Raw genomic sequence first — 23,252 nt, 5'->3', positions numbered from 1 at the left:
CAATTTGATTTTGATATCGCAGTCATGTCAATGCGCAAGGCGCAGCAATAGCATCACAGGCTCACTGGATTTCGAGCCCGGCCCCATGTCTTCTTCCACTGCTACCGATCGTTACTGGATCTTGTTCGCCGTCTGCGCCGCTGGCCTGATCCTGCCCCTGGAGTACACCGGCCCGGCCATGGCCTTGCCCGCCATCGAGCATGCCCTGGGCGGTGGCCCGGTGGCACTGGCCTGGGTGATCAACGCCTTCGCCCTGAGCTTCGGCAGTTCGGTGATGCTGGCCGGAACCCTGGCCGATCGCTACGGGCGCAAGCGCATCTTCGTCCTGGGCATGGCCGGTTTCACCGCGCTGTCGCTGCTGATCGGTTTCTGCCGCGAGGTCTGGCTGCTGGATCTGTTGCGGGGCTTGCAAGGATTCGCGGCGGCCCTGGCCCAGGCGTTCGAAGGTCGGGCCCGGGCCCGGGCCTTCAGCCTGCTGGGCAGCGCCTTCGGTCTGGGCCTGGCCTCCGGGCCGGTGATCGCCGGGGCCCTGGTACAGCTAGCGGGCTGGCAATCGATCTTCCTGCTGGGTGCGGTGATAGGTGGCGCGGTGCTGATCTTCGGTGTACCGCGTATGCAAGAGAGCCGCGATCCCGGGGCCCAGGTACTGGACAAGCCAGGCATCTTCACCTTCAGCACATTCCTGGTATTGCTCACGTTCGCCATCATGCAGATCCCCCAGGATGGCCTCGTTAGCCTGCGAGTCCTGGGCCTGCTGGTGGGCGCAGCACTGAGCCTGGGGTTGTTCATCCACATCGAGTTGCGGCACCGGCGGCCAATGCTGGACCTGAGCCTGTTCGGTTACCGAAGGTTCATCGGGATCCAGCTGTTGCCGGTGGCGACCGCTGTCTGCTTCATCGTCCTGCTGATTCTCCTGCCATTGCGCCTGATCGGCATCGAAGGCCTGGGCCCCTGGCGTGCCGGGGCGATGATGATCGCCTTGTCGGCGCCGATGGCGGTGGTGCCGTTCGTGGCGGGCCTGCTGGTTCGCTGGTGCAGCGCGGCCAGCCTGTCGTGCCTGGGGCTGGTGATCGCTGCCGGCGGCCTGCTCTGGTTGAGCCAAGTGCCGGTGGGACAGCCGGCCATGGCGCTGCTCTGGTCGATGCTGGTGATCGGCATCGGCACCGGCCTGCCCTGGGGGCTGATGGATGATCTGTCGGTCAGTGTGGTGCCGGTGGAGCGGGCCGGAATGGCTACGGGCATCTTCACCACCATGCGCGCCTGCGCAGAAGCGATCTGCGTGGCGGCCGGCCTGGCCTTGCTCAAGGACCTGCTCGCTGGTGGGTTGGCCAGCGGCTTGCCGGGATATGGCGCAAGTGCCGTGGCGGCTGCGGCCACTGCCTTGGCCATGGGCGATGGGGCCGTGCTGCCGACGTTGGCCGATGCGCTGTCGCAGCCTTTGCTGTGGCAGCTCTATAGCCAGGCTTTCGCCCAGTTGCTGCAGGTAATGGCCGCCATCACCCTGGTCGCGGCTTGCTGTTGCGCCCTGGCCTTGCGCCAGCCACGGTCGCTGGGGTGCCCGAGCCGCTCCTGAGGCTCAGCGTCCCTCATGCTGCTTGCGATAGGCCCCCGGTTGCAGGCCCACGGCCTTGGTGAAGGCTCGGGTGAAGGCGGCGATGGACTGGTAACCGACGGCGGCGCCGGCTTGTTCAACGGTCTGGTTGGCCTTGAGCAACTGGCAGGCATGGCGCATGCGCAAGGCCAGCAGTACCTGTCCCGGTGACTGCCCGGCCAGCTCGTTGAAGCGCTTGAAGAACGCCGAGCGCGAGAGGCCGGTGAGGGCCGCCATGCTTTCCAGGGGCCAGGGCTGGCCGGGATGCTGGATCAACTGCTCGAGCAACGACGCGAAGGCCGGGTGCCGGGCCAGCGCCACCAGGCCACCCAGGTCCTGGCGATCATTGACTTGCTGGCGCAGCACATACAGGAACAGCAAGTGGCTCAGGCGCTCCAGCAGGGCGGCGGATGGTGCGGGGTCGCGCCGGCATTCCTCGAGAATCAGCTGGAACAGGGCCCGGGCCGCGGCGAGCGATGGATCGCCGGCGCGCAGCACGATCCAGCCGGGCAAGCCTTCGATGATCAGCGACGACAGCCCGGACTTGAAGTGGAAGAAACCGCACACCAGCCCGACCCCATCCTGGGCGCCCAGGTCCAGGGCGGCCATGGGCATGCGTGGCAATTGCTGCGCTTGGGGGGCCTGCTGCGCGCTGGACAACCGGTAGTCCAGGTCCTGCAACAGGAACACCGCATCACCAGCCTCCAGGCGCTCGGCCTGGGACAGCCCGTCGATATGCAGCCAGCAGTGCCCCTGCACGATCAGGTGGAAACTGGCCCGGGCCAGGCCCTGGGTACTGGCATGCCAGCCGCCGCAGTAGCGTCCGACGTGGAACAGGCTGGCGTCCAGCTCCAGGCCTTCTAATAACCAATCAACCATTGGGTTCGACGAAATCATCTAAGGGAAATACTCAGGAGCAAGTAATCGCTACTTTAGAATATGGATCGGAATTCTTATAACCAACAGACTTGACGCACACCTACACAGCAGGAGTCCACTCCATGTCCCGCGTCACTCTACACACCTTGTCCAGCGCTCCAGAAGCGGCCCGGCCATTCCTGGAAAACGCCCAGAAGAACTCAGGCTACATTCCCAACCTGCTGGGCATCCTGGCCAATGCCCCGGCTGCCCTGGAAACCTATGTCACGGTCTCGGGACTCAACGCCAAGTCCGAACTGAGCCTGGCCGAGCGTGAAGTGGTGCAATTGATTGCCGCGACCACCCATGGTTGCGATTTTTGTGTCGCAGGTCATACCGCCGTGGCCCTGAACAAGGCCAAACTCGCCGATCCGGTGGTCAGCGCCCTGCGTGAGCAGAGCACCTTGCCCGAGGCCCGGCTGGAGGCCCTGGCGGCCTTCGCCCGGGAAGTCATCGCCACCCGGGGCAAGGTCAGTGACCAGCGTTATGCCGAATTCAAGGCCGCAGGATACAGCGAAGGCAATGCCCTGGAGGTGATCCTGGGCATCAGCCTGGCGACCCTGTGCAACTTCGCCAACGTGTTCGCCGGTACTGAACTGAACCCCGAGCTGGCCAAGTATCGCTGGTCCGCGCAAGGTCAATGAGCCAGGGCGCCGGCAGGTTGGCGGCGCCTTTTTCAAGGAGAAATCACATGCTCGATACGCAATTGAGTCAATGGCTGGATGCCCAGGCCCAGGCACTGGACCTGGGGCAATGCGACCCGCAGTCGGTGCTCGCCCAGCTGGCGGCCGGTGGCGTGCTACGGATCGGCATCGACCAGGACCTGGGGGGAAGCGGCGGCGACCTGACCGATACCCTGGAGGCCATGGCCGAAGTGGCCAGTCATTCCCTGGCGGCAGCGTTCGTCTGCTGGGGCCAGCGGGCCTTCATCGAGTACTTGCTGCACAGCCCCAACCAGGCCCTGCGCGAGCGCCTGTTGCCAGCGCTGCTCAGTGGCGAGCTGGCCGGTGCCACCGGGCTGTCCAACGCCATGAAGTTCCTCTCCGGAATCGAGGCCCTGCAGGTCCGCGCCCGGGACCAGGAATACGGCTGGAGCCTGAACGGGCGCCTGCACTGGGTCACCAACCTGCGCAGGAGCGGGTTCGTGGTGGCCGCGGCGGTGGAACGCGAGGAGGGCGGTGCGCCCTTGATCCTGGCGATCCCCGATGCCTTGCCGGGCCTGCAGCGTTCCGACGACCTGCAACTGATGGGCCTGCAATCGAGCAACACCGCGGCCCTGGACCTGGAACAGGTGCAGCTCACTCGCGACTGGCTGCTGCACGACGACGCCCGGGTGTTCCTGCCGGCGGTGCGCCCTGGGTTCCTCGGCTTGCAATGCGCCTTGTCCATTGGCCTGGCGCGCCGGGCCCTGGCCGAAGTCGAGAGCCACCTGGGGGAGCGCTCGATACTCCAGGAGCCTCTTCAGCAGCAGCGCCAGGCGCTGGAGCAGAGCGTCACGGAGCTCAAGGCCGGCCTGCTCGATGGACGCTTCCTCAGCCAGCCAGCGGCGCTGTTCCGGGTGCGCATCGCCTTGGCCGAGGCCACTACCAGTGCCGTGCAACTGGAACTGCAGGCCAGTGGCGGCAAGGCCTACCTGTGCGAGCACGGCAGTGGTTTCGCCCGGCGCTGGCGTGAGTCGGCGTTCGTGCCCATCGTCACCCCGAGCCTGGTGCAACTGCGCGCCGAGCTGCAACGCCAGGCGCGGAACGCTGCATGAGCGGCCTGTTGAACGCCCGGCAGGTGAGCCTGGGATACCACGGGCCAGATGGCTGGCACTCGGTACTGGAAGACTTCGACCTGCAGTTGCAAGCCGGGGAACTGGTCTCGGTACTGGGGCCCAGCGGCGTCGGCAAATCCAGCCTGCTGCGGGTCCTGGCCGGTTTGCAGGCACCGCACAAGGGCCAGGTGAGCCTGGCCGGCGAGGTGCTGGAAGGCCCCCATCCACGGGTTGCGGTGGCTTTCCAGGACCCGAGCCTGCTGCCCTGGCTGAACCTTGAACATAACGTCGCCTTTGGCCTGGACTTCGCTCGCCAGCCGCACCTGAGTGCCCGCCAGCGCAAGGAGCGCATCGACCAGGCCATCGCCGATGTCGGCCTGGAACATGCGCGCCAGCGCTACCCGGCGCAGTTGTCGGGCGGCATGGCCCAGCGTACCGCGCTGGCCCGCTGCCTGGCCCGCCAACCCCAGGTGCTGTTGCTGGACGAGCCCTTCGGCGCCCTGGACGAGGTGACCCGGGCCGACATGCAGCAACTGCTGCTCCAGGTGATCGGCCAGCACCGCACTGCGGCGCTGCTGATCACCCACGATATCGACGAGGCCCTGCTGCTGTCCGACCGGGTGCTGCTACTGGGTAACAGCCCGGCGCACATCCTCGGCCAGTGGCGCATCGACCTGCCGGCTCCGCGCGCCGAACGGATCGAGGAACTGGGCGCCTTGCGCATCGAGATTCTCAAGACCCTTCGGCGGGCGAGCCGCAATCCTCTCACTTCCCCTTTGCCTGCACCGTCGGAGATTGACCATGTGCCTGGACGACTTCACCCACACGCGTCGTGACTTCCTCAAGCTCAGCGCGCTACTGACCGCCGGTGGCGCCTTGCCGCTGCTCAACAGCCTGCAGGCTCGCGCGGCCCTGGAGCCGGATGCGCCGGTACGCATCGGCTACCTGCCGATCACCGATGCCACGCCATTGTTGGTCGCCCACAACAACGGTCTGTTCGAGGCCGAGGGAATCAAGGCCGAGCGTCCGGTGCTGTTACGCAGTTGGGCCCAAGTGATCGAGGCCTTCATCTCCGGACAGGTCAACGTCATCCACCTGCTGTCGCCGATGACCGTCTGGGCCCGCTACGGCAGCAAGGTGCCGGCCAAGGTGGTGGCCTGGAACCATGTCGGCGGTTCCGGCCTGACCGTGGCTCCCGGTATCACCGAGGTCCGGCAGTTGGCGGGACAGTCCCTGGCGATTCCGTTCTGGTACTCGATCCACAACGTGGTGCTGCAGCAGCTGCTGCGCGACAACGGCCTGGTGCCGGTGAGCAAGGCCGCAGGCAGCGCCCTGGGTGCCAACGAGGTCAACCTGGTAGTGCTGCCGCCGTCGGACATGCCGCCGGCCCTGGCCAGCAAGCGCATTGCCGGCTACATCGTCGCCGAGCCCTTCAATGCCCTGGCCGAGGAACTCAAGGTCGGCCGGGTACAACGCTTCACCGGTGATGTCTGGCGTAACCATGCCTGCTGCGTGGTGTTCATGCACGAGCAAGACTTGAACAACCGTCCCGAGTGGTCGCAGAAGGTGGTCAACGCCATCGTCAAGGCCCAGCTCTGGACCCGCGAGCACCGCGCCGAAGCCGCCCGGTTGCTGTCCAAGGACGGCAGCAACCGCTACACCCCCCACGCGCCCCAGGTGCTGGACCGGGTGTTGGCGCCAGCCGCCACGGACCGCGAGGCTTACCTGGCCAGTGGAGCGATCCGCAACGGCCAATGGGACGAGCAGCGCATCGACTTCCAGCCGTATCCGTTCCCCAGCTACACCGAGGAACTGGTCAAGCGCCTGAAGGACACCTTGATCGAAGGCGACAAGGGTTTCCTTGCCGCTCTCGACCCCCAGCACACCGCCCGGGACCTGGTCGACGATCGCTTCGTGCGCAACGCCATCGCCAGCGTCGGCGGGCTCAAGGCTTTCGGCCTGGCCGATAGCTTCGAACGCAGTGAGGAGTTCGCCCCTTGATGGACAAGCGACCTTCCTCCCTGGGGCATTGGGGCCTGGGGCTGGCCGGGCTGGCGAGCCTGTTGCTGGGCTGGTGGCTGGGCGTGCACCTGGCGGGTGACGATGGACTGGCGGCACGCTTCTCTCCCGAGGCGACGTTCGCCAGCCTGTTCGAGCTGCTTGGGCAACCCCAGGTGTACGAACATGCCTGGGTGAGCCTCAAGCGGATCCTGGTGGGGCTGCTGCTGGCCCTGTTGATCGGCGTGCCCCTGGGCTTGCTGGTGGGCAGCTATCGGCATCTGGAGGCGGCCACTACCCCGGCGTTCCAGTTCCTGCGGATGATCTCGCCGCTGTCCTGGATGCCGGTGGTGGTGATGCTGATGGGCGTGGGCGACCAGCCGATCTATTTCCTGCTGGCCTTCGCCGCCCTGTGGCCGATCCTGCTCAACACCGCAGCCGGGGTCCGGCAACTGGACCCGCGCTGGCTGCAACTGAGCCGCAGCCTGAGTGCCACGCGCTGGGAAACCCTGCGCAAGGTGATCCTGCCGGGGGTGCTGGGGCATGTACTGACCGGCGTGCGCCTGGCCATCGGCATCCTGTGGATCGTGCTGGTGCCGTGCGAGATGCTTGGGGTCAGTGCCGGCCTGGGGTATTTCATCCTCGATACCCGCGATCGCCTGGCCTACTCGGAACTGATGGCCATGGTGCTGCTGATCGGCGTCCTCGGTTTTGTCCTCGATGCCCTGGCCCGGGACCTGCATCGGCGCTGGGTCCACGCTTGAACCCAGCTCGCCGCCCTGGAGCCTTCTCCGGGGCGGTTGACGAACAGCGCTTGTACCTCTAAATTGTGGAACGTTCATTCCAGAAAAGGTACTTGCCGTGCGTCCCAAGGAGTTCGACCCCGACCAGATCGCCGATGCGGCCATGCAGGTGTTCTGGCAGCGCGGGTATGCCGCCACCTCGATCCAGGACCTGGTGGAGGGCACTGGCCTGAGTCGCAGCAGCCTGTACAACGCCTTCGACAGCAAGCACGGCCTGTACACCTGCGCGCTCAAGCGCTACCAGCAATTGACCACGGCCAACGTCGAGCTGCTGGCCGAAGACGCCCCGGCCCCGGAGCTGGTCCGGCGCCTGTTGATGAAGATCGTCGACAACGAACTGCAAGACGACCAGCGCCTGGGCTGCCTGGCGGCCAATGCCGCGCTCGAGGTCGCCGGGCAGGATCCGCTGGTGGCGCAACTGGTGGCGCAGAACTTCCAGCGTATCGAGGCCGCCCTGGAGCGGCTGTTGCGCCGCGGCCAGGAGCAGGGGCAGGTCGCCGCGCACAAGGATCCGCGGGCCCTGGCCAGCTTCGTGGTATGCACCGTCCAGGGCCTGCGGGTGCTGGGCAAGGGCAGTTTGCCGCAGGAGCGCCGTCGGCGGCTGCTGGATGTGGTGGAGGTAGCCTTGGCCAGCCTGGCCTAGTTCCCCAGGCTGCGAACCATGGGCAAGACTGATTGTCGATCGGCCATCCGGTGGAATGGCCGGTTTTTTTACCCTGTATTGGAATGATCATTCCATTAATTTGCTGAAACCGGAGAAATCGAAGATGACCAAGCAATTGCGTTCCGTGGCTGTACTGGGTATCGGCATCATGGGCGCCGCGGTGGCGCGCAACCTGCAACGCCAGGGGTTCGCCGTGCGGGCCTGGAACCGCACGCTGCACAAGGCCCAGGCACTGGCAGCCGATGGGGTCCGGTTTTGCACGCAGGCGAGCGAAGCCGTAGGCGGGGCCGAGGTGATCATCACCCTGCACAAGGACGGGCCGGCGGTGCTGGCAGCCATGGAGCAGGCCGCCAGTGCCTTGCAACCGGGCACGCTGTGGCTGCAGATGGCCACGGTGGGCGTCCAGGCCTGCGCCGAGCTGGAGGCGTTTGCCCGGGCCCGGGAGCTGGTGTTCTACGACGCTCCGGTACTGGGTACCCGGCAACCGGCGGAGCAGGGACAACTGCTGGTGCTGGGGGCCGGGCCCGAGGCGCACCGGGCCGAGTTGCAGCCACTGTTCGATGCCATTGCCAAGCGGGTGCTGTGGGCCAGTGAGCAGCCCGGCGGCGCCAGCCGCTTGAAGTTGGCCCTCAACAGCTGGGTCCTGGCCCTGACCCACGGTGCGGCGGAAAGCCTGGCCCTGGCCAAGGGGCTGGGGGTGGATCCGGCGCTGGTGGTGGAGCTGGTGACGGGTGGTCCGCTGGACAGCGGTTATTTCCAGGCCAAGACCGCCGCCATGCTCAATGACGACTACCGTCCGAGCTTCACCCTGGCCAACGCCCTGAAGGACGCCCAATTGATGGTGGCCGCGGCGCAGCAGGCTGGGGTCAGGGTGGACCTGGCCGAAGCCGGCATCCAGCGTTTCCAGCGTGCACTGGACCTGGGCCACGGCGACAAGGACATGGCCGCCTCCTACCTGGCCTGAGCCTGCTGCTCCAATCGATCCTGGGCGTGTACAGGCGCGGTCCGACCGTGCCTGGCGGCGCTTTGTTCTCTTCTTGCGTGAGTACCTTGCGGATGACTATCCACCCACCTGTACCGGCCGTTGCCAGCCGGCTGCCGGTCTGGCGCCTGCTGGCCCTGACCCTGGCCGGCTTCATCGCCATCGTTACCGAGACCCTGCCTGCCGGGCTGCTGCCCCAGATCAGCACTGGCCTGGCCATCGACCCGGCCATGGCCGGGCAGTTGATCAGCGTCTATGCCCTGGGCTCGGTGGTGGCGGCCATTCCGTTGATCGCCGCGACCCGCAGCTGGCGGCGCCGACCATTGCTACTGCTGGCCATCGGCGGCTTGCTGTTGTGCAACAGCCTCACGGCGCTTTCGACTCATTACGGCTTGACCCTGGCCGTGCGGTTCGCCGCCGGCATGGCCGCAGGGCTGATCTGGGGTTTGTTGGCCGGCTACGCTCGGCGCCTGGTGGTCCCGGCGTTGCAGGGGCGGGCCCTGGCAGTGGTCGGGGTGGGCCAGCCGCTGGCCCTGTGCCTGGGCGTGCCCCTGGGCACCTGGCTGGGCAGCTGGATGGATTGGCAACTGGTGTTCTGGGGCTTGTCGCTGTTGGCCCTGGGACTGTGGATCTGGGTACGCCTGGCGGTGCCCGATCATCCCGGCCAGCAGGCCGAACGACGCCAACCGGTGCTGGAGATTTTCCTGGCCCCGGGGATTGTCCAGGCGCTGCTGGTGATCTTCGCCTGGATCCTGGCCCACAACATTCTCTACACCTACATCGCCCCATTCCTCGAATCCCTGGGGCTGGCCGGCGCCCTGGACCGGGCTTTGCTGCTGTTCGGCCTGGCCTCGCTGCTGGGCATCTGGGGCACCGGGCTGCTGGTGGACCGCTGGTTGCGTGGGCTGACCCTGTGCAGCCTGGCCGGCTTCGCCCTGGCGTCATTGCTCCTGGGGATCGGTGCCGAACAGCCGTGGTTGGTGTGGCCGGCCATCGTCGCCTGGGGCTTGAGCTTCGGGGGCGCGCCGACCTTGCTGCAGACGGCGGTGGCGGATGCTGCCGGGGAGGGCGCCGAGGTCGCCCAGTCGATGCTGGTGACCATCTTCAACCTGGGGATCGCCGGCGGCGGTGTGGTGGGCGGCCTGCTGCTGCAACGCCATGGTGCGGGGTCGTTCCCCTGGGCGATGGCGGCGCTGGCCGTGGTGGGGCTGGTGCTGGTCTGGAGTGCCCATCGGCATGCCTTCAAGCCCGGTCAGCGGCTGGCCGGATGAGTGCCGGCAGCCATGGCCGCTGCCGGCGGATTGTCGATCGAGGGTGGTTGGCCCACGTCACTTGGTCGCTGCGGCGCGAGTCTGCTGGATGTCCTGCACCAGGCCATCGATGCGTTGCAGCTGGTGGCGGTTGTCATGGTCCCAGGGGTGAAAGCCCGGCTTGAAGTACTGCAGCCAGGGCAGGGCGATCCGTGGGAACACCCCCTTGGGGCCGTACAGGTACTTGATCACCTGCCACATTCCGCGCCAGTGGCCGCCGCGCTTGCGATCGGCGATCAACATGCGCACGTGGAAATCGAACACCACCAGCCAGAAGGTCAGGGTGGTGAACAGCATGGTGCCGGTACGGATCAGGTAGCGCTTGGGCCCTGGCTTGAGCACGGTGTTCCACACGTCATAGGCCACCGCCTTGTGCTCGGTTTCCTCCAGGGCGTGCCATTGCCACATCTGCCGGTAGCCTTCGACCGAAGCGCCGAAACGGCTGGGGTCGCGCAGCAGCAGGTCGGCGAGGATCGCCGTGTAGTGCTCCAGGGCGATGGTCAGGGCCAGGTTGAACGCCGGTGCGAAGTGCTTCTTCTGGAAGTCGAGGATCAACCGCAACCTTCGGTCCAGCAGGTGGGCCGGCAAGCCGGCGTCCTGCAGCAGGTCGTTGTAGTGCTGGTGTTCGCGGCTGTGCATGGCCTCCTGGCCGATGAAACCCTGGATCTGGCGCTTGAGTTCGGGGTCGTGGATGCGCTCGCGGTAGTGGCGCACGCTGTCCATGAAGAACAGCTCGCCGGAAGGAAACAGCAGGGACAGGGCATTGAAGAAATGGGTCACGTGGCTGCCTTGTTCATGCCAGTCGCAGATGCGCTGGGCAGGCAGTTCGACCTTGATGTCGCGGCGGATGGGCAGCATGGCTGTCGCTCCTCTAGACATGGCAAGGGCGGCCTAGAGGCCGCGCTCGTCCTGGGGTTCGTAGACTGGTGCGTGCTGTTTGCCAGGCTTGGGCGCCATGCGCCGGCTGGCCCACACCACCAGGGCCTGGTAGGCGCTGGGCAGCAAGCGGATGAACAGGTCGAGAAAATGCGCATCGCGGCCGATCAGCACCCGGCGCTTGTTCTTGCGCACGCCCAGCAGGATCACCTTGGCCGCGGTTTCTGCCGAGGTGATGAACAGTTTCTCGAAGTCGTCGCGGGCCTGTTGTTCGTTGTCGATCAAGAACCCCTTGACGTTGTCGCTGATGCGGCTGGTGCGTGCGATCTCGGTACGGATGCCGCCTGGATGCACGCAGGTGGCCGAGACCCCGTTGCCTTGCAGGTCCAGTTCCTGGCGCAGGGACTCGGTAAAGCCGCGCACGGCGAACTTGGTGGCGTTGTAGCCGCTCATGCCCGGTTGCGAGAACAACCCGAACACGCTGGAGGTGTTGATGATGTGACCTTCGCCCGCCTGCTTGAGGTAGGGCAGGAAGGCCTGGGTGCCGTGCACCACGCCCCAGAAGTTGACGTCGACGATCCACTCCAGGTCCGCCAGGCTCGAGCCTTCGACGGTGCTCGACAGGGCCACGCCGGCGTTGTTGAAGATCAGGTTGATCTGGCCATGCTCGGCGGCGCTGGCGGCAGCCCAGGCGAACATCGCGTCACGGTCGCCGACGTCCAGTTCCTGGCTGCTGATGCGCAACGGCAACAAGGTGGCGGCACGGGCCTGGGCCACGGTCTGGGCCAGGCCCTGGGGGTTCTTGTCGGCCAGGGCCAGGTGGCAGCCTTCCCGGGCCAGGGCTATGGCCAGGGCGCGGCCCATGCCTGAGGCGGCGCCGGTGATGGCGGCGACTTTACCGTTAAAGTTCTTCATGGGTGGCGGCCTCTTGCAGGTTCAGTGGGCGCGCGACGACCGGCGCGCTGGCGACAGCGGCAGCCGGCAGGCGGCTGGCCAGGTAGTCCTGCAGCTCAAAGTGCTGCACGGCCTTGCGAAAGCTCAAGGTGGAGCCGGGCCAGAGCGTGGTGTTCTGCCCGCTGCGCGGGTCCAGGTACCAGCTGCGGCAACCGCCGGTGGACCAGATCGTCCCGGCCAGGCGTTGCTGCAGGCGCTGGTTGTACTGGCGCTCGACGTCGGCCTTGACCTCAAGGGTGGCGATGCCTTCCTGGCGCATCCGCTCCAGGGCCTTGAGGATGTAGTCCACCTGGGCCTCGATCATCAGGATCATCGAGTTATGCCCCAGCCCGGTGTTGGGGCCGATGATCATGAACAGGTTGGGGAAGCCCGGCAGGCAGGTGCCCAGGTAGGCATGGGCCCCGCGGGACCAGTAGTCCATCAGGTCCTGGCCACGACGGCCGAAGAGCAGGCCATGGGGCAGCGGGTCGGTGGCCTGGAAGCCGGTGCCGAAGATGATGCAGTCCACCGGATGGCGATTGCCGTCGGCGGTGACCACGGCATCGGCCTCGATTCGCTGGATGGCATCGCTGACCACGCCGACGTTGCCCCGGGACAGCGCCGGGTAGTAGTCGTTGGAAATCAGGATGCGCTTGCAGCCGATGGTGTAGTCGGGAGTCAGGCGCTGGCGCAGCAATGGGTCGGGTACTTGCTTGCGCAAGTGGCGCAGGGCTACGCGTTGCACCACCTTCATCAGTCTGGGCCGTCGGGCGAAGGCGATTACCCGGCTTTCCAGGGCCCAGTACAGCGCTGAACGCGCCAGGCGCTGGGTGAAGGGCAGGTGCTTGAAGGCCCAGCGCTCCAGGGCGCCGAGCTTGCGGTCGGGCTTGGGCATGATCCACGGCGGGGTGCGCTGGAACAGCTTGAGCTGGGCCACCCGCGGGGCGATCTTGGGTACGAACTGGATCGCGCTGGCCCCGGTGCCGATCACGGCCACCCGCTTGCCTTGCAGAGAATAGCGATGGTCCCACTGCTGGGAGTGGAAGCGCTTGCCGGTGAAGTCCTCCAGCCCAGGGATGTCCGGGATCGCCGGTCGCGACAGGCCGCCCATGCCGGACACTAGGACCCGTGCGCTGACCCGGCGGCCATCGCTGAAGCGCAGTTGCCAACGCTCGCGATCCTCATCGAAGACTGCCTGCTCAAGGGCCATGTTGAAGCGCAGGTAGGGCGCCAGGGCGAAATCCCGGGCGCAGTTCTCCAGGTATTCGTGGATTTCCGGCTGCGGGGCGAATTGCCGGGTCCAGTTCGGATTGGGGGCGAAGGAGAAGGAATAGACATGGGATTGCACGTCACAGGCGCAGCCGGGGTAGTGGTTGTCGCGCCAGGTGCCCCCCAGGGAGGATGCCTGTTCGGCGACGAAGAAATCCGTGATTCCGGCTTGCTTGAGCTTGATCGCCATGCACAGTCCGGCGAAGCCGGCGCCGATGATGGCGATATCGACGACCTCGGGGCCGTCGGGTGGCGAGTACGCATTCATTGTGTGTACCTCGATTGTATTGACGCTTGGGGTGACTTTCGTCCGTGGATGAAAACTCAGGATTGCACAATTTAAAATAATGTTTTAAAAATTAATTTAAATAAATCACCTGCAAATGTCACCTGCGCTCGTCGCCTGTGGATTTACGGGGCTCTTCCGCAAGCGGAACGAAGCGCCACAGGCGGCACCAGGCCGGGTTGGCAAGCCAGCCGGATCATTCCGATCCGGTCATGGTGCGGGGCAGCTCGAGGGGGCGAGTCATGGAATGGCTGATAGCGGCGGCGATATTCCTGGTAGTCAGCGTGATGCTCTGGGTGGTGAGTTTTCGCATCGACCGCCGGATCGAAAGCCAAGTGCCGATCAATGGGCGTTTCCTCGAAGTCGGTGGCGAGCGCCTGCACTACACCGATGAGGGCAGGGGGCCCGCCTTGCTGATGATCCACGGCCTGTCCGGCTGTGGACGCAACCTGACTCATTCCCTGGCGCCGCAGCTGCGTGACCGCTACCGGGTGATCACCCTGGATCGGCCAGGTTCCGGTTATTCCACCCATAGTCGCGGGGCGCCGGCGGACCTGCCGGCCCAAGCCAGCCTGGTCGCCAAGTTCATTCGCGCCCTGGATTTGAACCAGCCCCTGGTGCTCGGGCACTCACTGGGCGGTGCCATCGCCTTGTCCCTGGCGTTGAACCATCCGCAGTCGGTGTCCGGACTGGTCCTGGTCGCGCCGCTGACCCACCCCCAACGCATGCTGCCCCTGGTGTTCCTGTCCCTGGGGGTGCGCCCGGCGCTGCTGCGCCGCTGGATGTCGCTGACGCTGGCGGCCCCCATGGCCATGCTCGGTCGGCACAAGCTGGTCAAGGCGGTATTCGCGCCGGACTCGGTGCCCGAGGATTTCGATGTGCGCGGCGGCGGCCTGCTGGGCATGCGCTCGAACAATTTCTACAACGCTTCCAGCGAGATCGCCGTGGTCAATCGGGATTTGCCCGACATGGTCAAGCATTACCCGAGCCTGAAGCTGCCGGTGGGCTTGATCTACGGCTCCAGGGACCCGGTGCTCAGCTATCGCCGGCATGGTGAAGCCATGGTCGGCAAGGTGCCGGGATTGATGCTGGAAATCGTTCAGGGGCGTGGGCACATGCTGCCCATCAGCGCCGTGGAGCACGTGGTGGCGATGGTCCATCAGGTAGCTTCCCAGGCCGCGCCACAACGCAGCGCCACGGTGCTGCATCCGCCGTTCGCGGCTTCACGGGCAGGCTAGGGGCGTGATGCGGAGGTGCTTTCGGTACCTGGCGACGACTCTGGCAGCAGCTGTAACTGCTTTACGGGCGACATTCAAAACAGACTGAAAAAATAGTTGACGAGCTATCGGAACCGCGCTATTTATTTTAAAAAAATGTTTTGAATGTTTTTTTTGAAAGTGCAATTGAGTGGTTAAAATAATGAAAATACCGCCATTTCACGCTTCATCTTCATTCATTCACGCTTCGGACAGCGCTGATGCGCTTTCCTTTATAGCATCCTTGTCGACTGCCATCCTGCGGAGGCTGCCATGAATATTTCAGTGGCGGCACCTCAAGTCTGGACCGATGGCAAGCGTCACCTGTGGTGGCTGGGCACCTTGCCCATGATCACCCCCTTGTTGTCCGGAGTGTTCGCGCTCCTCACCGGCGTCCAGCTTTCCTGGTGGATTGGTGTACTGGTGATTTTCGGCCTGATTCCCCTGATCGACGGGCTGATCGGCGAAGACACCAGCAACCCGCCTGAGTCCGCCGTTCCGGACCTGGAAAAACAACCCTACTACCGTTTCATCGTCTACAGCTGCGCCGTGCTCTCGGTGCTGTCCCTGGTCGTCACCGCCTGGATGGCGGTCCACGGGGTGGACTGGGTCATGGCCGGCGGCCTGGTCCAGTTGAGTGAGCAACTGCACCTGCAGGGCGGCCTGGCGAACTTCGCGGCATTCGTCACCGAGCGTTCGCAGCTGCACGGCAGCGTGACCTGGTTCACCTATATAGGCATGGCCATGTCCACTGGCGCGGCCACCGGCATCGCCATCAACATCGCCCATGAGCTGGGGCACAAGAACCTGCCGATGGCCAAGTTCCTGGCCAAGCTGGCGCTGGCTTCGACCTTCTATGGACACTTCTTCGTCGAACACAACCGCGGGCACCACGTTCGCGTAGCAACGCCGGAAGATCCCGCCAGCTCACGCCTGGGTGAATCGTTCTGGAGCTTCCTGCCGCGCACCGTATGGTTCAGCCTGCGCTCGGCCTGGCACCTGGAGAGTGAGCGGCTGCGCAAGCAGGGCCTGCCGACCTTGCACTGGAAAAACACCGTACTCAGTTCCTGGGCTTACAGCGCGGTGCTGTGGGGCGTGTTGATCGCCTGGCTCGGTGTCGCGGTGATTCCCTTTCTGGTGATCCAGGGCATCTACGGTTTCTCCCTGCTGGAGGTGGTGAACTACGTGGAGCACTACGGCCTGCTGCGCCAGAAACAGGCCAACGGTCGCTACGAGCGCTGCTCGCCACGTCACTCCTGGAACAGCAACCGGATCGTCACCAATATCTTCCTGTTCCAACTGCAGCGGCACTCGGACCACCATGCCAACCCGACCCGTGCGTACCAGGCCCTGCGCCACTTCGACGAGTCCCCCCAACTGCCCTACGGCTACGCCACCATGATCGTCTGGGCCTACGTGCCGTTCCTCTGGCGTCGGCTGATGGATCACCGGGTACTGGCCCATTACTCGGGTGACGTGCGACTGGCCAACATCCACCCGGCCAAGCGCGCCGAGATTCTCAAGCGTTACGGCTTCAACGCAACCGATTGAGATACCGCTCTTTAGCTTTACTGCTCACCGCCTCAAGTGCTCGTGAATAGGTTGTGTTCGCCTGTGATTCGGCCCCTTGAGCGGTGAGCAAAGCAAGACAGAAGTCCTTAAACACGTTGACCGACAACAACAATAAGCAACTGTAAGGAAGTCACCGATGTCCATCTCACCGCTATTCGCAGCCCGGCTGTTCGTTGTCCTGGTGGGTGTGTCGCTGATGAATGCGGCCGAGGCCGCGCGCATCGAGCCAGCCAATACGCCGTTCACCGCCAAGGGCCCCATCAGTTTCGCCAAGAGCATCATCAACGCCGACTGCACCATCCAGGTCAGCGGCAAGGTCAGCGCCGACGGTAGCTATGCCAGTGTCGAGCAAGTGGATTTCAGCGGCGGGCTCAAGTGTGGCCAGGTCGAGGCCACGCACTTGCCCTGGAAGCTGGTCGCCAAGGATGAAACCAGCGGCGCCATGTCAGGTATCCGAGTCACGGTGCACGCACCCCTGGTGGGGGGCGAGTGCGGGCCGAGCACCGCCGAAGGTAGCTGGAACAACAGCACCGGCAAGCTCGAGGCGACCCAGGTCAGCCTCGACGGCGGTTGCACCATCAAGACCGTATCGATCCAGATGCCACCCACGTTCCGGGTCGCGCCCTGAGTCGACGGTGTACCTAGAAAACGAATTGAAGATTTGGCTGGAAAGGGAAGCTCGGTCGTTGTTCTCCGCGTCATCTCGTTCAGGGCCATTAACCCCCGGCGAATAAATCGCCATACATGTGAGGAAAAACAACAATGAAAGGCATCAAAACTCTCGTGTCCGCTACTGCTCTCTTCACCTGCCTGGGCGCTGCCTCCATGGCGAACGCTGCCAGCATCGTTTTCGATAGCGGAGCTACGAGCGGCAACTTCACCACTCCGGGCGGCAGCATCACCGTACGTTCGCCTTCGTCGTTTGGTGCAGCTGTAACCTGCGATATCAACTTCAGCGGCACCATCAACAACGGCGTGGCCAGCATCACGGGGGCGACTGTCAGTGGCAGCAATGCACTGTGCAACCTGCCCAAGATCACCGGTTTGCCATGGCTCCTGAGCGCCTCCTCTGATACCGCCGGTACTGTGACCAACGTCGGCTACAGCATTTCGTTCTTCCCAGCCACCAACTGCGGTCCGACCACTATCAGCGTGGCCTGGAGCAATGCTACCAACTCCATCAGCCTGAACTCACCTCAGTCTCTGGCCGGTGGTTGCACCGTTGATGTCCTGAACGCCAAGCCATCGCCAAAAGCGAAAGTGATTTAAGCATTCTCTGGAACCAAGGGCTGATCACCCGCTGAAGGACACCGCCTCGCAAGAGGCGGTGATCTGCAGACAAGGGCCGCCCTGCAGCGTCGGTTGCTATCGATAATAATAAGGAGTGGGGCATGGATAATAAGAAACAACAGCTGCGGGCCGCAGTAGCACTGGCCATATTGGGGAGTTTTGGCGCTATCGACATCGTGCAGGCAGGCGGCTTCTCCACGCCCACCTATGGTGCTCCTGGATGGGGCCGGGCTTTTGGTGGTGGCTCGCTGTTCAAGAATGACCCTAGTGCGGCGTTCAACAACCCGGCGGCCATGGCGTTTATCGATCAGAACGTGGCCCAGATGACGGTCGACTATGCCCGCATCAAGATGAAATACAAGGGCGATGCCTACGACTATCAGGGCAACCCCGCAACTATCTTGCCGGTTGATAACAATGGTGTTCCCACCAGTGGCCCGGTGCCCCTGGATGGCAACGGTGGCCAGGGTGGCTTCACTGCCTGGCTCCCAACAGGTTTTATGGTGATGCCGATCAATGATCGGCTCGCCTTCGGTCTCAGCCAAGTGGTGCCCATGGGCATGCGCAGCACCTGGGATGAGAACGATTCCAAGATTCGTGATTTCGCAGTCGACACCAAGATCGAGACCGTGGGCCTGACCGGCTCGCTGTCTTTCAAGGTTCGCGACGATTTCTCCCTGGGTGCCGGTGTAATCGTCCAGCACAGCAAGGGCTTCGTCAGCCAGAACCTCAACCTTACCGGCGCAGCCGCAGTTTCCCCAGGACTAGGAGGAGCCCTCTTGCCGTCAGGAGTCGGGTCGAACCTGATGCGCGTCAAGGTGGATAACACCTCGGTGGGCTGGTTCACTGGTGTGGTCTGGAAACCCACGGATCGCGACACTCTTGGCCTGAGTTATCACGCCAAGATCAAGAATAATATGAAAGGGAACTACAACATCTATGCCGATGAGTATGGGCGCAATGCTATGACAGCGCCCGTGATTAACGGGAAACCGCTGGTGGAAGCGGCTTATCCTGGCCTGACGCTGAACCCGGATGGTGCCAAAGCCACGGCCAAGCTGGACATCCCGGCCACCATCGGCCTGGATTGGGTACACGTGTTCGATGATCGCTTCACCCTGGGTGCCAGCATGCTCTGGACCGAGTGGTCGTCATTCGAGGACCTGACCCTGAAGTCCCAGGGTAATACCCTGGTGTCGATCCCCTACAAGTACAAGAACACCATGATGTACTCACTGGGTGGGGATTATCGCTTCACCGACCAGTTGACCCTGCGTGCTGGTGTGGCCTATGACCAGACGCCTACCCGTAACTCGACCCGCGATCCGCGGATTCCGGACAACGATCGCTGGTTCACGTCACTGGGTTTTGGCTATGACATCAAGGCGATTCCCGGCCTGACCATCGATGGCGCCTATTCACGGCAGTTCGTCAAGGAAGCCAGGATCAAGACCCAGAACGTGGATCGTCTCGGTGCCTCGCGATTGGACGGCAAGGTCAACGCCAAGGGTGAGGTGGTCAGCCTGTCCGCGACCTATCACTTCTAAGGGCTGACCCCGCAAGACACAACGGCAGCGCCAAGGGATTGCGCTGCTGCCGTTGGCTGAACGGGCCGTTCCAGTGCCCGTTTTCATTCATTTTCCAACCCCAGGCTGACTTCGTTCGGCCATTTTGCTTTGCTGAAATTCGTTAAATAAAAATTTCAAAATAAAATTTGAAACGCGCTTGGTTCCTTTGTAGTGTGGTTTCCGAGGGGCCGGCATAACGCCCGGGCTCCAAGGAGCTGTCTCGTTAGAACAAGAGAGGTATTCCATGATTGTCTGGTTATTGGTGGGAGTTGCCGCGGCGCTGGCCCTGGCGTATCGACAGGCGAGCGCGGCCCTGTGGCTGGGCGCCGGCCTGGTGTGGCTGGCGGCTGGTCATCTGCTGAGCCTGGTGGGCACCCTGGGCCTGGTCCTGGGCGTGTTGCTGGTGGTGCTGCCGGCGGCCCTGATGACGGTCAAGCCCCTGCGCCGTGTCTTGCTCACCAGCAAGGCCCTGGCGATGTTTCGCAAGATCATGCCGGCCATGTCCGATACCGAACGCGCAGCCATCGAGTCCGGCACCGTGTGGTGGGATGCCGAGCTGTTCAGTGGCAAGCCCGACTGGAAACGCCTGCTGGGCGCTGCACCGGCCAGCCTCAGCGCCGAGGAACAGGCGTTCATGGACAACGAAGTGGAAACCCTGTGCGACATGGCCAACGACTGGGAGACCACCCAGGTCTGGCAGGACCTGTCGCCCAAGGCCTGGCAGTACACCAAGGAGGCCGGCTTCCTGGGGATGATCATTCCCAAGCAGTACGGCGGCAAAGGTTTCTCCCACTATGCCCATTCCCAGGTGGTGATGAAGCTTTCCACCCGCTGCTCGGCGGCGGCGATCTCGGTCATGGTGCCCAACTCACTTGGCCCGGCCGAGCTGCTGCTGCACTACGGCACCGAGGCCCAGCGCCAGCACTACCTGCCGCGCCTGGCCCGCGGCGAAGACATTCCATGCTTTGCCCTGACCAGCCCCTATGCCGGTTCCGACGCAGGGGCCATCCCCGATACCGGCGTGGTCTGCAAAGGCCAGTTCGAAGGCCAGGAAGTGCTGGGCTTTCGTGTCACCTGGGACAAGCGCTACATCACCCTGGGGCCGATCGCCACCGTGCTGGGCCTGGCCTTTCGTGCCGAAGACCCGGACGGCCTGCTGGGCAAGAAGGGCAGCCTGGGCATCACCTGCGCACTGATTCCTACCACCCATCCGGGGGTGAACACCGGGCGCCGGCATTGGCCGCTCAACGCGGTATTCCAGAACGGCCCGACCACCGGCAAGGATGTGTTCATTCCCCTGGAGTGGGTGATTGGCGGCGCGGCCCAGGTAGGCAACGGCTGGCGCATGCTGATGGAGTGCCTGGCCGCCGGGCGGGCGATTTCCCTGCCGTCGTCCAACGTCGGCCTGGGCAAGGTTGCGGTCCGCGGCACCACCGCCTATGCGGCGATGCGCAAGCAGTTCGGCTTGCCCATCGGCAAGTTCGAGGGTGTCCAGGCGCCCCTGGCGCGCATGTCCGGGCACCTGTATGCCTGTGATTCGGTGCGCCGGGTATCGGTGGCGTCCCTGGATGCCGGGGAAAAACCCTCGGTGATCTCGGCCATCGCCAAATACCACGTCACCGAGCGCGCGCGGATCATCGTCAACGACGGTATGGATATCGTCGCCGGCAAGGGTATCTGCATGGGGCCCAACAACTTCCTGGCCCGCGCCTACCAGCAGAGCCCGATCGCCATCACCGTGGAAGGCGCGAACATCATGACCCGCTGCCTGATCATCTACGGCCAGGGGCTGATCCGTTGCCATCCTTACGTCTTTCGCGAGATGGAGGCGGCCCGCGATACCGGGCGCAAGGGCCTGGAAGCGTTCGACAGCGCCATGTTCGGCCATATCAGCTTCGTCTTCGCCAACACCGTGCGTGCTGCCGTGCATGCGGTTACCGGCGGGCGCCTGATCAAGGCCCCGGGCAACACCGACAAGGCCCTGGCGCCTTACTACCGCCAGGTCGAGCGCCTGTCGGTGGTGCTGGCCCTGGCCTCGGACATCTCCATGGGTGTGCTGGGCGGCGCGCTCAAGCGCAAGGAAAGCATCACCGGGCGCTTGGGCGACATCCTCTCCCAGCTGTACATCCTGTCCTGCGTGTTCAAGCGCTTCGAGGACGATGGCCGGCCCCAGGCCGACCTGCCCCTGGTGCACTGGGCTGCCCAGGACGCGCTGCTGCGAGCTCATGAGGCCCTGGCCGAAGTGTTGGAAAACTACCCGTCCAGGGCGGCGGCGCGGATCATTCGCGGCCTGAGCTTCCCGTTCGGCATTCCCCAGCACAAACCCAGCGACCGCCTGCTGGCGGAAGTCGCCGAACTGGTACAGACCCCGGGCGCGACCCGCGATCGCCTGCTGGCCGATTCCTATATTCCGCAACCAGATATCGACAAGCTGGCCTACGGCGAACTGGCGTTCCGCCTGCAACCGCAGGTGGAGCTGATCGAGGCGCGACTCAAGCCGGCGATCAAGCAGGGCACCCTGGGGCCGTTGCCGATTTCCCGCACGGCTTTCGACGCTTGGCGGGTACAGGCCCTGGAGCTGCAGTTGATCAGCCAGGACGAGGACGAATTGCTCGACCGCTACGTGGAGTACGGCGACCACGCGATCCAGGTGGACGACTTCCCGCAGGACTTCGGTTTGCTGGAGGCCTTGCAGCAGCGCCAGGCGCACTTCGAGCAGGGCGCCAAGCCAGCGTCGCGCAAACGCAGCGCCAGCAGCGAAGACGCGGTGGCGGCCAGCGATTCGGCCTATTGACCCTCTACTGGTTTTGTTCGGGATCCTTATATGTCTGACGGTTATCTTTCGTTCGTCAATTCCGGTTGGGGCCGCTGGCTGGCCCAGCGCACCGGCCTGCCACAACCGGTGCCGCTGCAGCGCAACCGCGAGGGGCAGGGCGGCAACCTGATCAACCCGGTGATCCTCGCGGCGGCGCCCGATGGGCGGTTGCTGGGCGAGCTGCAACGGATCTTCGCCGCCACCGACATCGTGGCGGCGCAGGCCGCAAGCATCAACGCACCCTCGACCGTGAAGGTCCAGGGCGTGGTATTCGACGCCACCGGGCTGGGCGATGTGGCCCAGCTCGACGAGCTGTACCGCTTCTTCCATGCCAACGTCCGGCGCCTGACCGCCCATGGCCGGGTGCTGATCCTGGGAACCCCGCCGGAGCATTGCACCGGACTGGAGCAGGCCGTGGCCCAGCGCGCGCTGGAAGGGTTCGTGCGCTCCCTGGGCAAGGAGCTGCGTCGGGCCATCACCGTACAGCTGCTGTATGTCGAGCCCGGTGCCGAAGCCGAGCTGGAAAGCAGCCTGCGCTTCTTCCTGTCCCGGCGTTCGGCCTATGTCTCGGGCCAGGTGGTGCGTATCGGCGAACCGGTGGATGTGCCTCGCCAGCTGGATTGGCAGCGTCCGCTGGACGGGCGCCGGGCCCTGGTTACCGGGGCTTGTCGCGGTATCGGCCTGGCCATCGCCAAGGTCCTGGCCCGCGAAGGCGCCCAGGTGGTGTGCCTGGACATCCCACAGAGCGAGGCCGAGCTGCAACAGGCCGCCGACAGCCTGGGCGGCAGCGCCCTGGCCCTGGACATCACCGCGGCCGATGCCGGCCAGCGCTTGCTGGCGTTCGTCGCCGAGCAGGGCGCCTTCGATATCGTGGTGCACAACGCCGGCATCACCCTGGACAAGACCCTGGCGAAGATGACCGAGGCCGCCTGGCGCAAGGTCATGGCCGTCAATCTGCAAGCGCCGTTGCTGCTCAGCCAGGCGCTGCTGGAGGGGCAGGGGCTCAATCCAGGCGGGCGGATTGTCTGCGTGTCGTCGATTTCCGGTATCGCCGGCAACCTCGGCCAGAGCAACTACGCCACATCCAAGGCCGGGGTCATCGGCCTGGTCCAGGCCCTGGCGCCGTTGGCGGCTCGCCAGCAGATCACGGTCAACGGCGTGGCTCCGGGATTCATCGAAACCCAGATGACCGCGAAGATCCCGTTGATGATCCGCGAGGCGGGACGGCGGATGAACTCCATGTCCCAGGGCGGGCAGGCGGTGGATGTGGCCGAGACCATCGCCTGGCTGGCCCATCCAGCCTCCGGCGGGATTAATGGGCAGGTGGTCCGCGTTTGCGGGCAAAGCCTGCTGGGAGCCTGAGCC

At 64.6% G+C, this 23,252-nt stretch carries 20 protein-coding genes; 16 read left to right on the top strand and 4 right to left on the bottom strand.

Going from position 1 to position 23,252, the window contains the following annotated elements; all coding sequences use genetic code 11:
* Window positions 1-85 precede the first annotated feature (85 nt).
* Complete coding sequence (locus tag CAG11_RS21155) at window positions 86-1,573, top strand: MFS transporter (protein WP_085597787.1); 1,488 nt, start codon at window positions 86-88, stop codon at window positions 1,571-1,573.
* A 3-nt stretch (window positions 1,574-1,576) separates the two neighbouring features.
* Here CAG11_RS21155 and CAG11_RS21150 read toward each other — a convergent pair whose 3' ends face one another.
* Window positions 1,577-2,488 (bottom strand): AraC family transcriptional regulator, encoded by a 912-nt coding sequence (locus tag CAG11_RS21150; protein WP_085597786.1) that lies wholly within the window; start codon window positions 2,486-2,488, stop codon window positions 1,577-1,579.
* 104 nt (window positions 2,489-2,592) lie between these two features.
* Here CAG11_RS21150 and CAG11_RS21145 point away from each other — a divergent pair, with 104 nt between their 5' ends.
* The 8 genes from CAG11_RS21145 to CAG11_RS21110 all read left to right on the top strand — a co-directional run bounded on the left by CAG11_RS21145 (window position 2,593) and on the right by CAG11_RS21110 (window position 9,983).
* A complete protein-coding gene (locus tag CAG11_RS21145) occupies window positions 2,593-3,153 on the top strand; it encodes a carboxymuconolactone decarboxylase family protein (protein WP_022644311.1) in 561 nt (186 codons plus the stop codon).
* 47 nt (window positions 3,154-3,200) lie between these two features.
* A complete protein-coding gene (locus CAG11_RS21140) occupies window positions 3,201-4,265 on the top strand; it encodes an acyl-CoA dehydrogenase family protein (protein ID WP_085597785.1) in 1,065 nt (354 codons plus the stop codon).
* Window positions 4,262-5,101, top strand: coding sequence for an ABC transporter ATP-binding protein (locus tag CAG11_RS21135; protein WP_085597784.1), 840 nt, complete (start codon window positions 4,262-4,264; stop codon window positions 5,099-5,101). Before CAG11_RS21140 ends, CAG11_RS21135 begins: the two co-directional genes overlap by 4 nt.
* On the top strand, window positions 5,067-6,266 hold the full coding sequence (locus CAG11_RS21130) for an ABC transporter substrate-binding protein (protein ID WP_085597783.1): 1,200 nt from the start codon (window positions 5,067-5,069) through the stop codon (window positions 6,264-6,266). The genes CAG11_RS21135 and CAG11_RS21130 overlap by 35 nt, the downstream gene beginning before the upstream one ends.
* On the top strand, window positions 6,266-7,027 hold the full coding sequence (locus tag CAG11_RS21125) for an ABC transporter permease (RefSeq protein ID WP_085597782.1): 762 nt from the start codon (window positions 6,266-6,268) through the stop codon (window positions 7,025-7,027). The genes CAG11_RS21130 and CAG11_RS21125 overlap by 1 nt, the downstream gene beginning before the upstream one ends.
* A gap of 97 nt (window positions 7,028-7,124) precedes the next feature.
* Entirely contained in the window at window positions 7,125-7,709 is a 585-nt protein-coding gene (locus CAG11_RS21120) for a TetR/AcrR family transcriptional regulator (RefSeq protein WP_085597781.1), read from the top strand.
* A 124-nt stretch (window positions 7,710-7,833) separates the two neighbouring features.
* On the top strand, window positions 7,834-8,694 hold the full coding sequence (locus CAG11_RS21115) for an NAD(P)-dependent oxidoreductase (protein ID WP_085597780.1): 861 nt from the start codon (window positions 7,834-7,836) through the stop codon (window positions 8,692-8,694).
* 92 nt (window positions 8,695-8,786) lie between these two features.
* Window positions 8,787-9,983, top strand: a complete 1,197-nt coding sequence (locus tag CAG11_RS21110) for an MFS transporter (protein WP_085597779.1) — start codon at window positions 8,787-8,789, stop codon at window positions 9,981-9,983.
* 57 nt (window positions 9,984-10,040) lie between these two features.
* Here CAG11_RS21110 and CAG11_RS21105 read toward each other — a convergent pair whose 3' ends face one another.
* The 3 genes from CAG11_RS21105 to CAG11_RS21095 are packed head-to-tail and all read right to left on the bottom strand — an operon-like array spanning window position 10,041 to window position 13,368.
* Window positions 10,041-10,880: a metal-dependent hydrolase gene (locus CAG11_RS21105; protein WP_085597778.1), complete on the bottom strand. Its 840-nt coding sequence runs from the start codon at window positions 10,878-10,880 to the stop codon at window positions 10,041-10,043.
* Between the two features lie 33 nt (window positions 10,881-10,913).
* Window positions 10,914-11,813, bottom strand: coding sequence for an SDR family oxidoreductase (locus CAG11_RS21100; RefSeq protein WP_022644322.1), 900 nt, complete (start codon window positions 11,811-11,813; stop codon window positions 10,914-10,916).
* The gene (locus CAG11_RS21095; protein ID WP_085597777.1) at window positions 11,800-13,368 is read right to left on the bottom strand and encodes an NAD(P)/FAD-dependent oxidoreductase; all 1,569 of its coding nucleotides are present in this window, start codon (window positions 13,366-13,368) and stop codon (window positions 11,800-11,802) included. Before CAG11_RS21095 ends, CAG11_RS21100 begins: the two co-directional genes overlap by 14 nt.
* 260 nt (window positions 13,369-13,628) lie before the next feature.
* On the opposite strand from CAG11_RS21095, the gene CAG11_RS21090 reads away from it, so the two are divergent.
* The 7 genes from CAG11_RS21090 to CAG11_RS21060 all read left to right on the top strand — a co-directional run bounded on the left by CAG11_RS21090 (window position 13,629) and on the right by CAG11_RS21060 (window position 23,249).
* The gene (locus tag CAG11_RS21090) at window positions 13,629-14,624 is read left to right on the top strand and encodes an alpha/beta fold hydrolase (protein WP_085597776.1); all 996 of its coding nucleotides are present in this window, start codon (window positions 13,629-13,631) and stop codon (window positions 14,622-14,624) included.
* A 291-nt stretch (window positions 14,625-14,915) separates the two neighbouring features.
* Window positions 14,916-16,193, top strand: coding sequence for an alkane 1-monooxygenase (locus tag CAG11_RS21085; protein WP_085597775.1), 1,278 nt, complete (start codon window positions 14,916-14,918; stop codon window positions 16,191-16,193).
* 157 nt (window positions 16,194-16,350) lie between these two features.
* The gene (praA, locus tag CAG11_RS21080) at window positions 16,351-16,842 is read left to right on the top strand and encodes an alkane oxidation protein activator PraA (RefSeq protein ID WP_085597774.1); all 492 of its coding nucleotides are present in this window, start codon (window positions 16,351-16,353) and stop codon (window positions 16,840-16,842) included.
* Window positions 16,843-16,976: 134 nt separating this feature from the next.
* On the top strand, window positions 16,977-17,483 hold the full coding sequence (gene praB, locus CAG11_RS21075; protein WP_085597773.1) for an alkane oxidation protein activator PraB: 507 nt from the start codon (window positions 16,977-16,979) through the stop codon (window positions 17,481-17,483).
* A 122-nt stretch (window positions 17,484-17,605) separates the two neighbouring features.
* Entirely contained in the window at window positions 17,606-19,051 is a 1,446-nt protein-coding gene (locus CAG11_RS21070; protein ID WP_085597772.1) for an outer membrane protein transport protein, read from the top strand.
* Between the two features lie 265 nt (window positions 19,052-19,316).
* On the top strand, window positions 19,317-21,866 hold the full coding sequence (locus CAG11_RS21065; protein ID WP_085597771.1) for an acyl-CoA dehydrogenase: 2,550 nt from the start codon (window positions 19,317-19,319) through the stop codon (window positions 21,864-21,866).
* A 30-nt stretch (window positions 21,867-21,896) separates the two neighbouring features.
* Window positions 21,897-23,249, top strand: a complete 1,353-nt coding sequence (locus CAG11_RS21060; protein WP_085597770.1) for a 3-oxoacyl-ACP reductase — start codon at window positions 21,897-21,899, stop codon at window positions 23,247-23,249.
* Window positions 23,250-23,252 lie beyond the last annotated feature (3 nt).

Source organism: Pseudomonas sp. B6(2017), from assembly GCF_002112765.1.
GTDB classification, from domain to species: Bacteria; Pseudomonadota; Gammaproteobacteria; order Pseudomonadales; family Pseudomonadaceae; genus Aquipseudomonas; species Aquipseudomonas piscis.
Note: the sequence above shows the minus strand (reverse complement) of the source record. Positions and strands in the feature narration are given on the sequence as shown.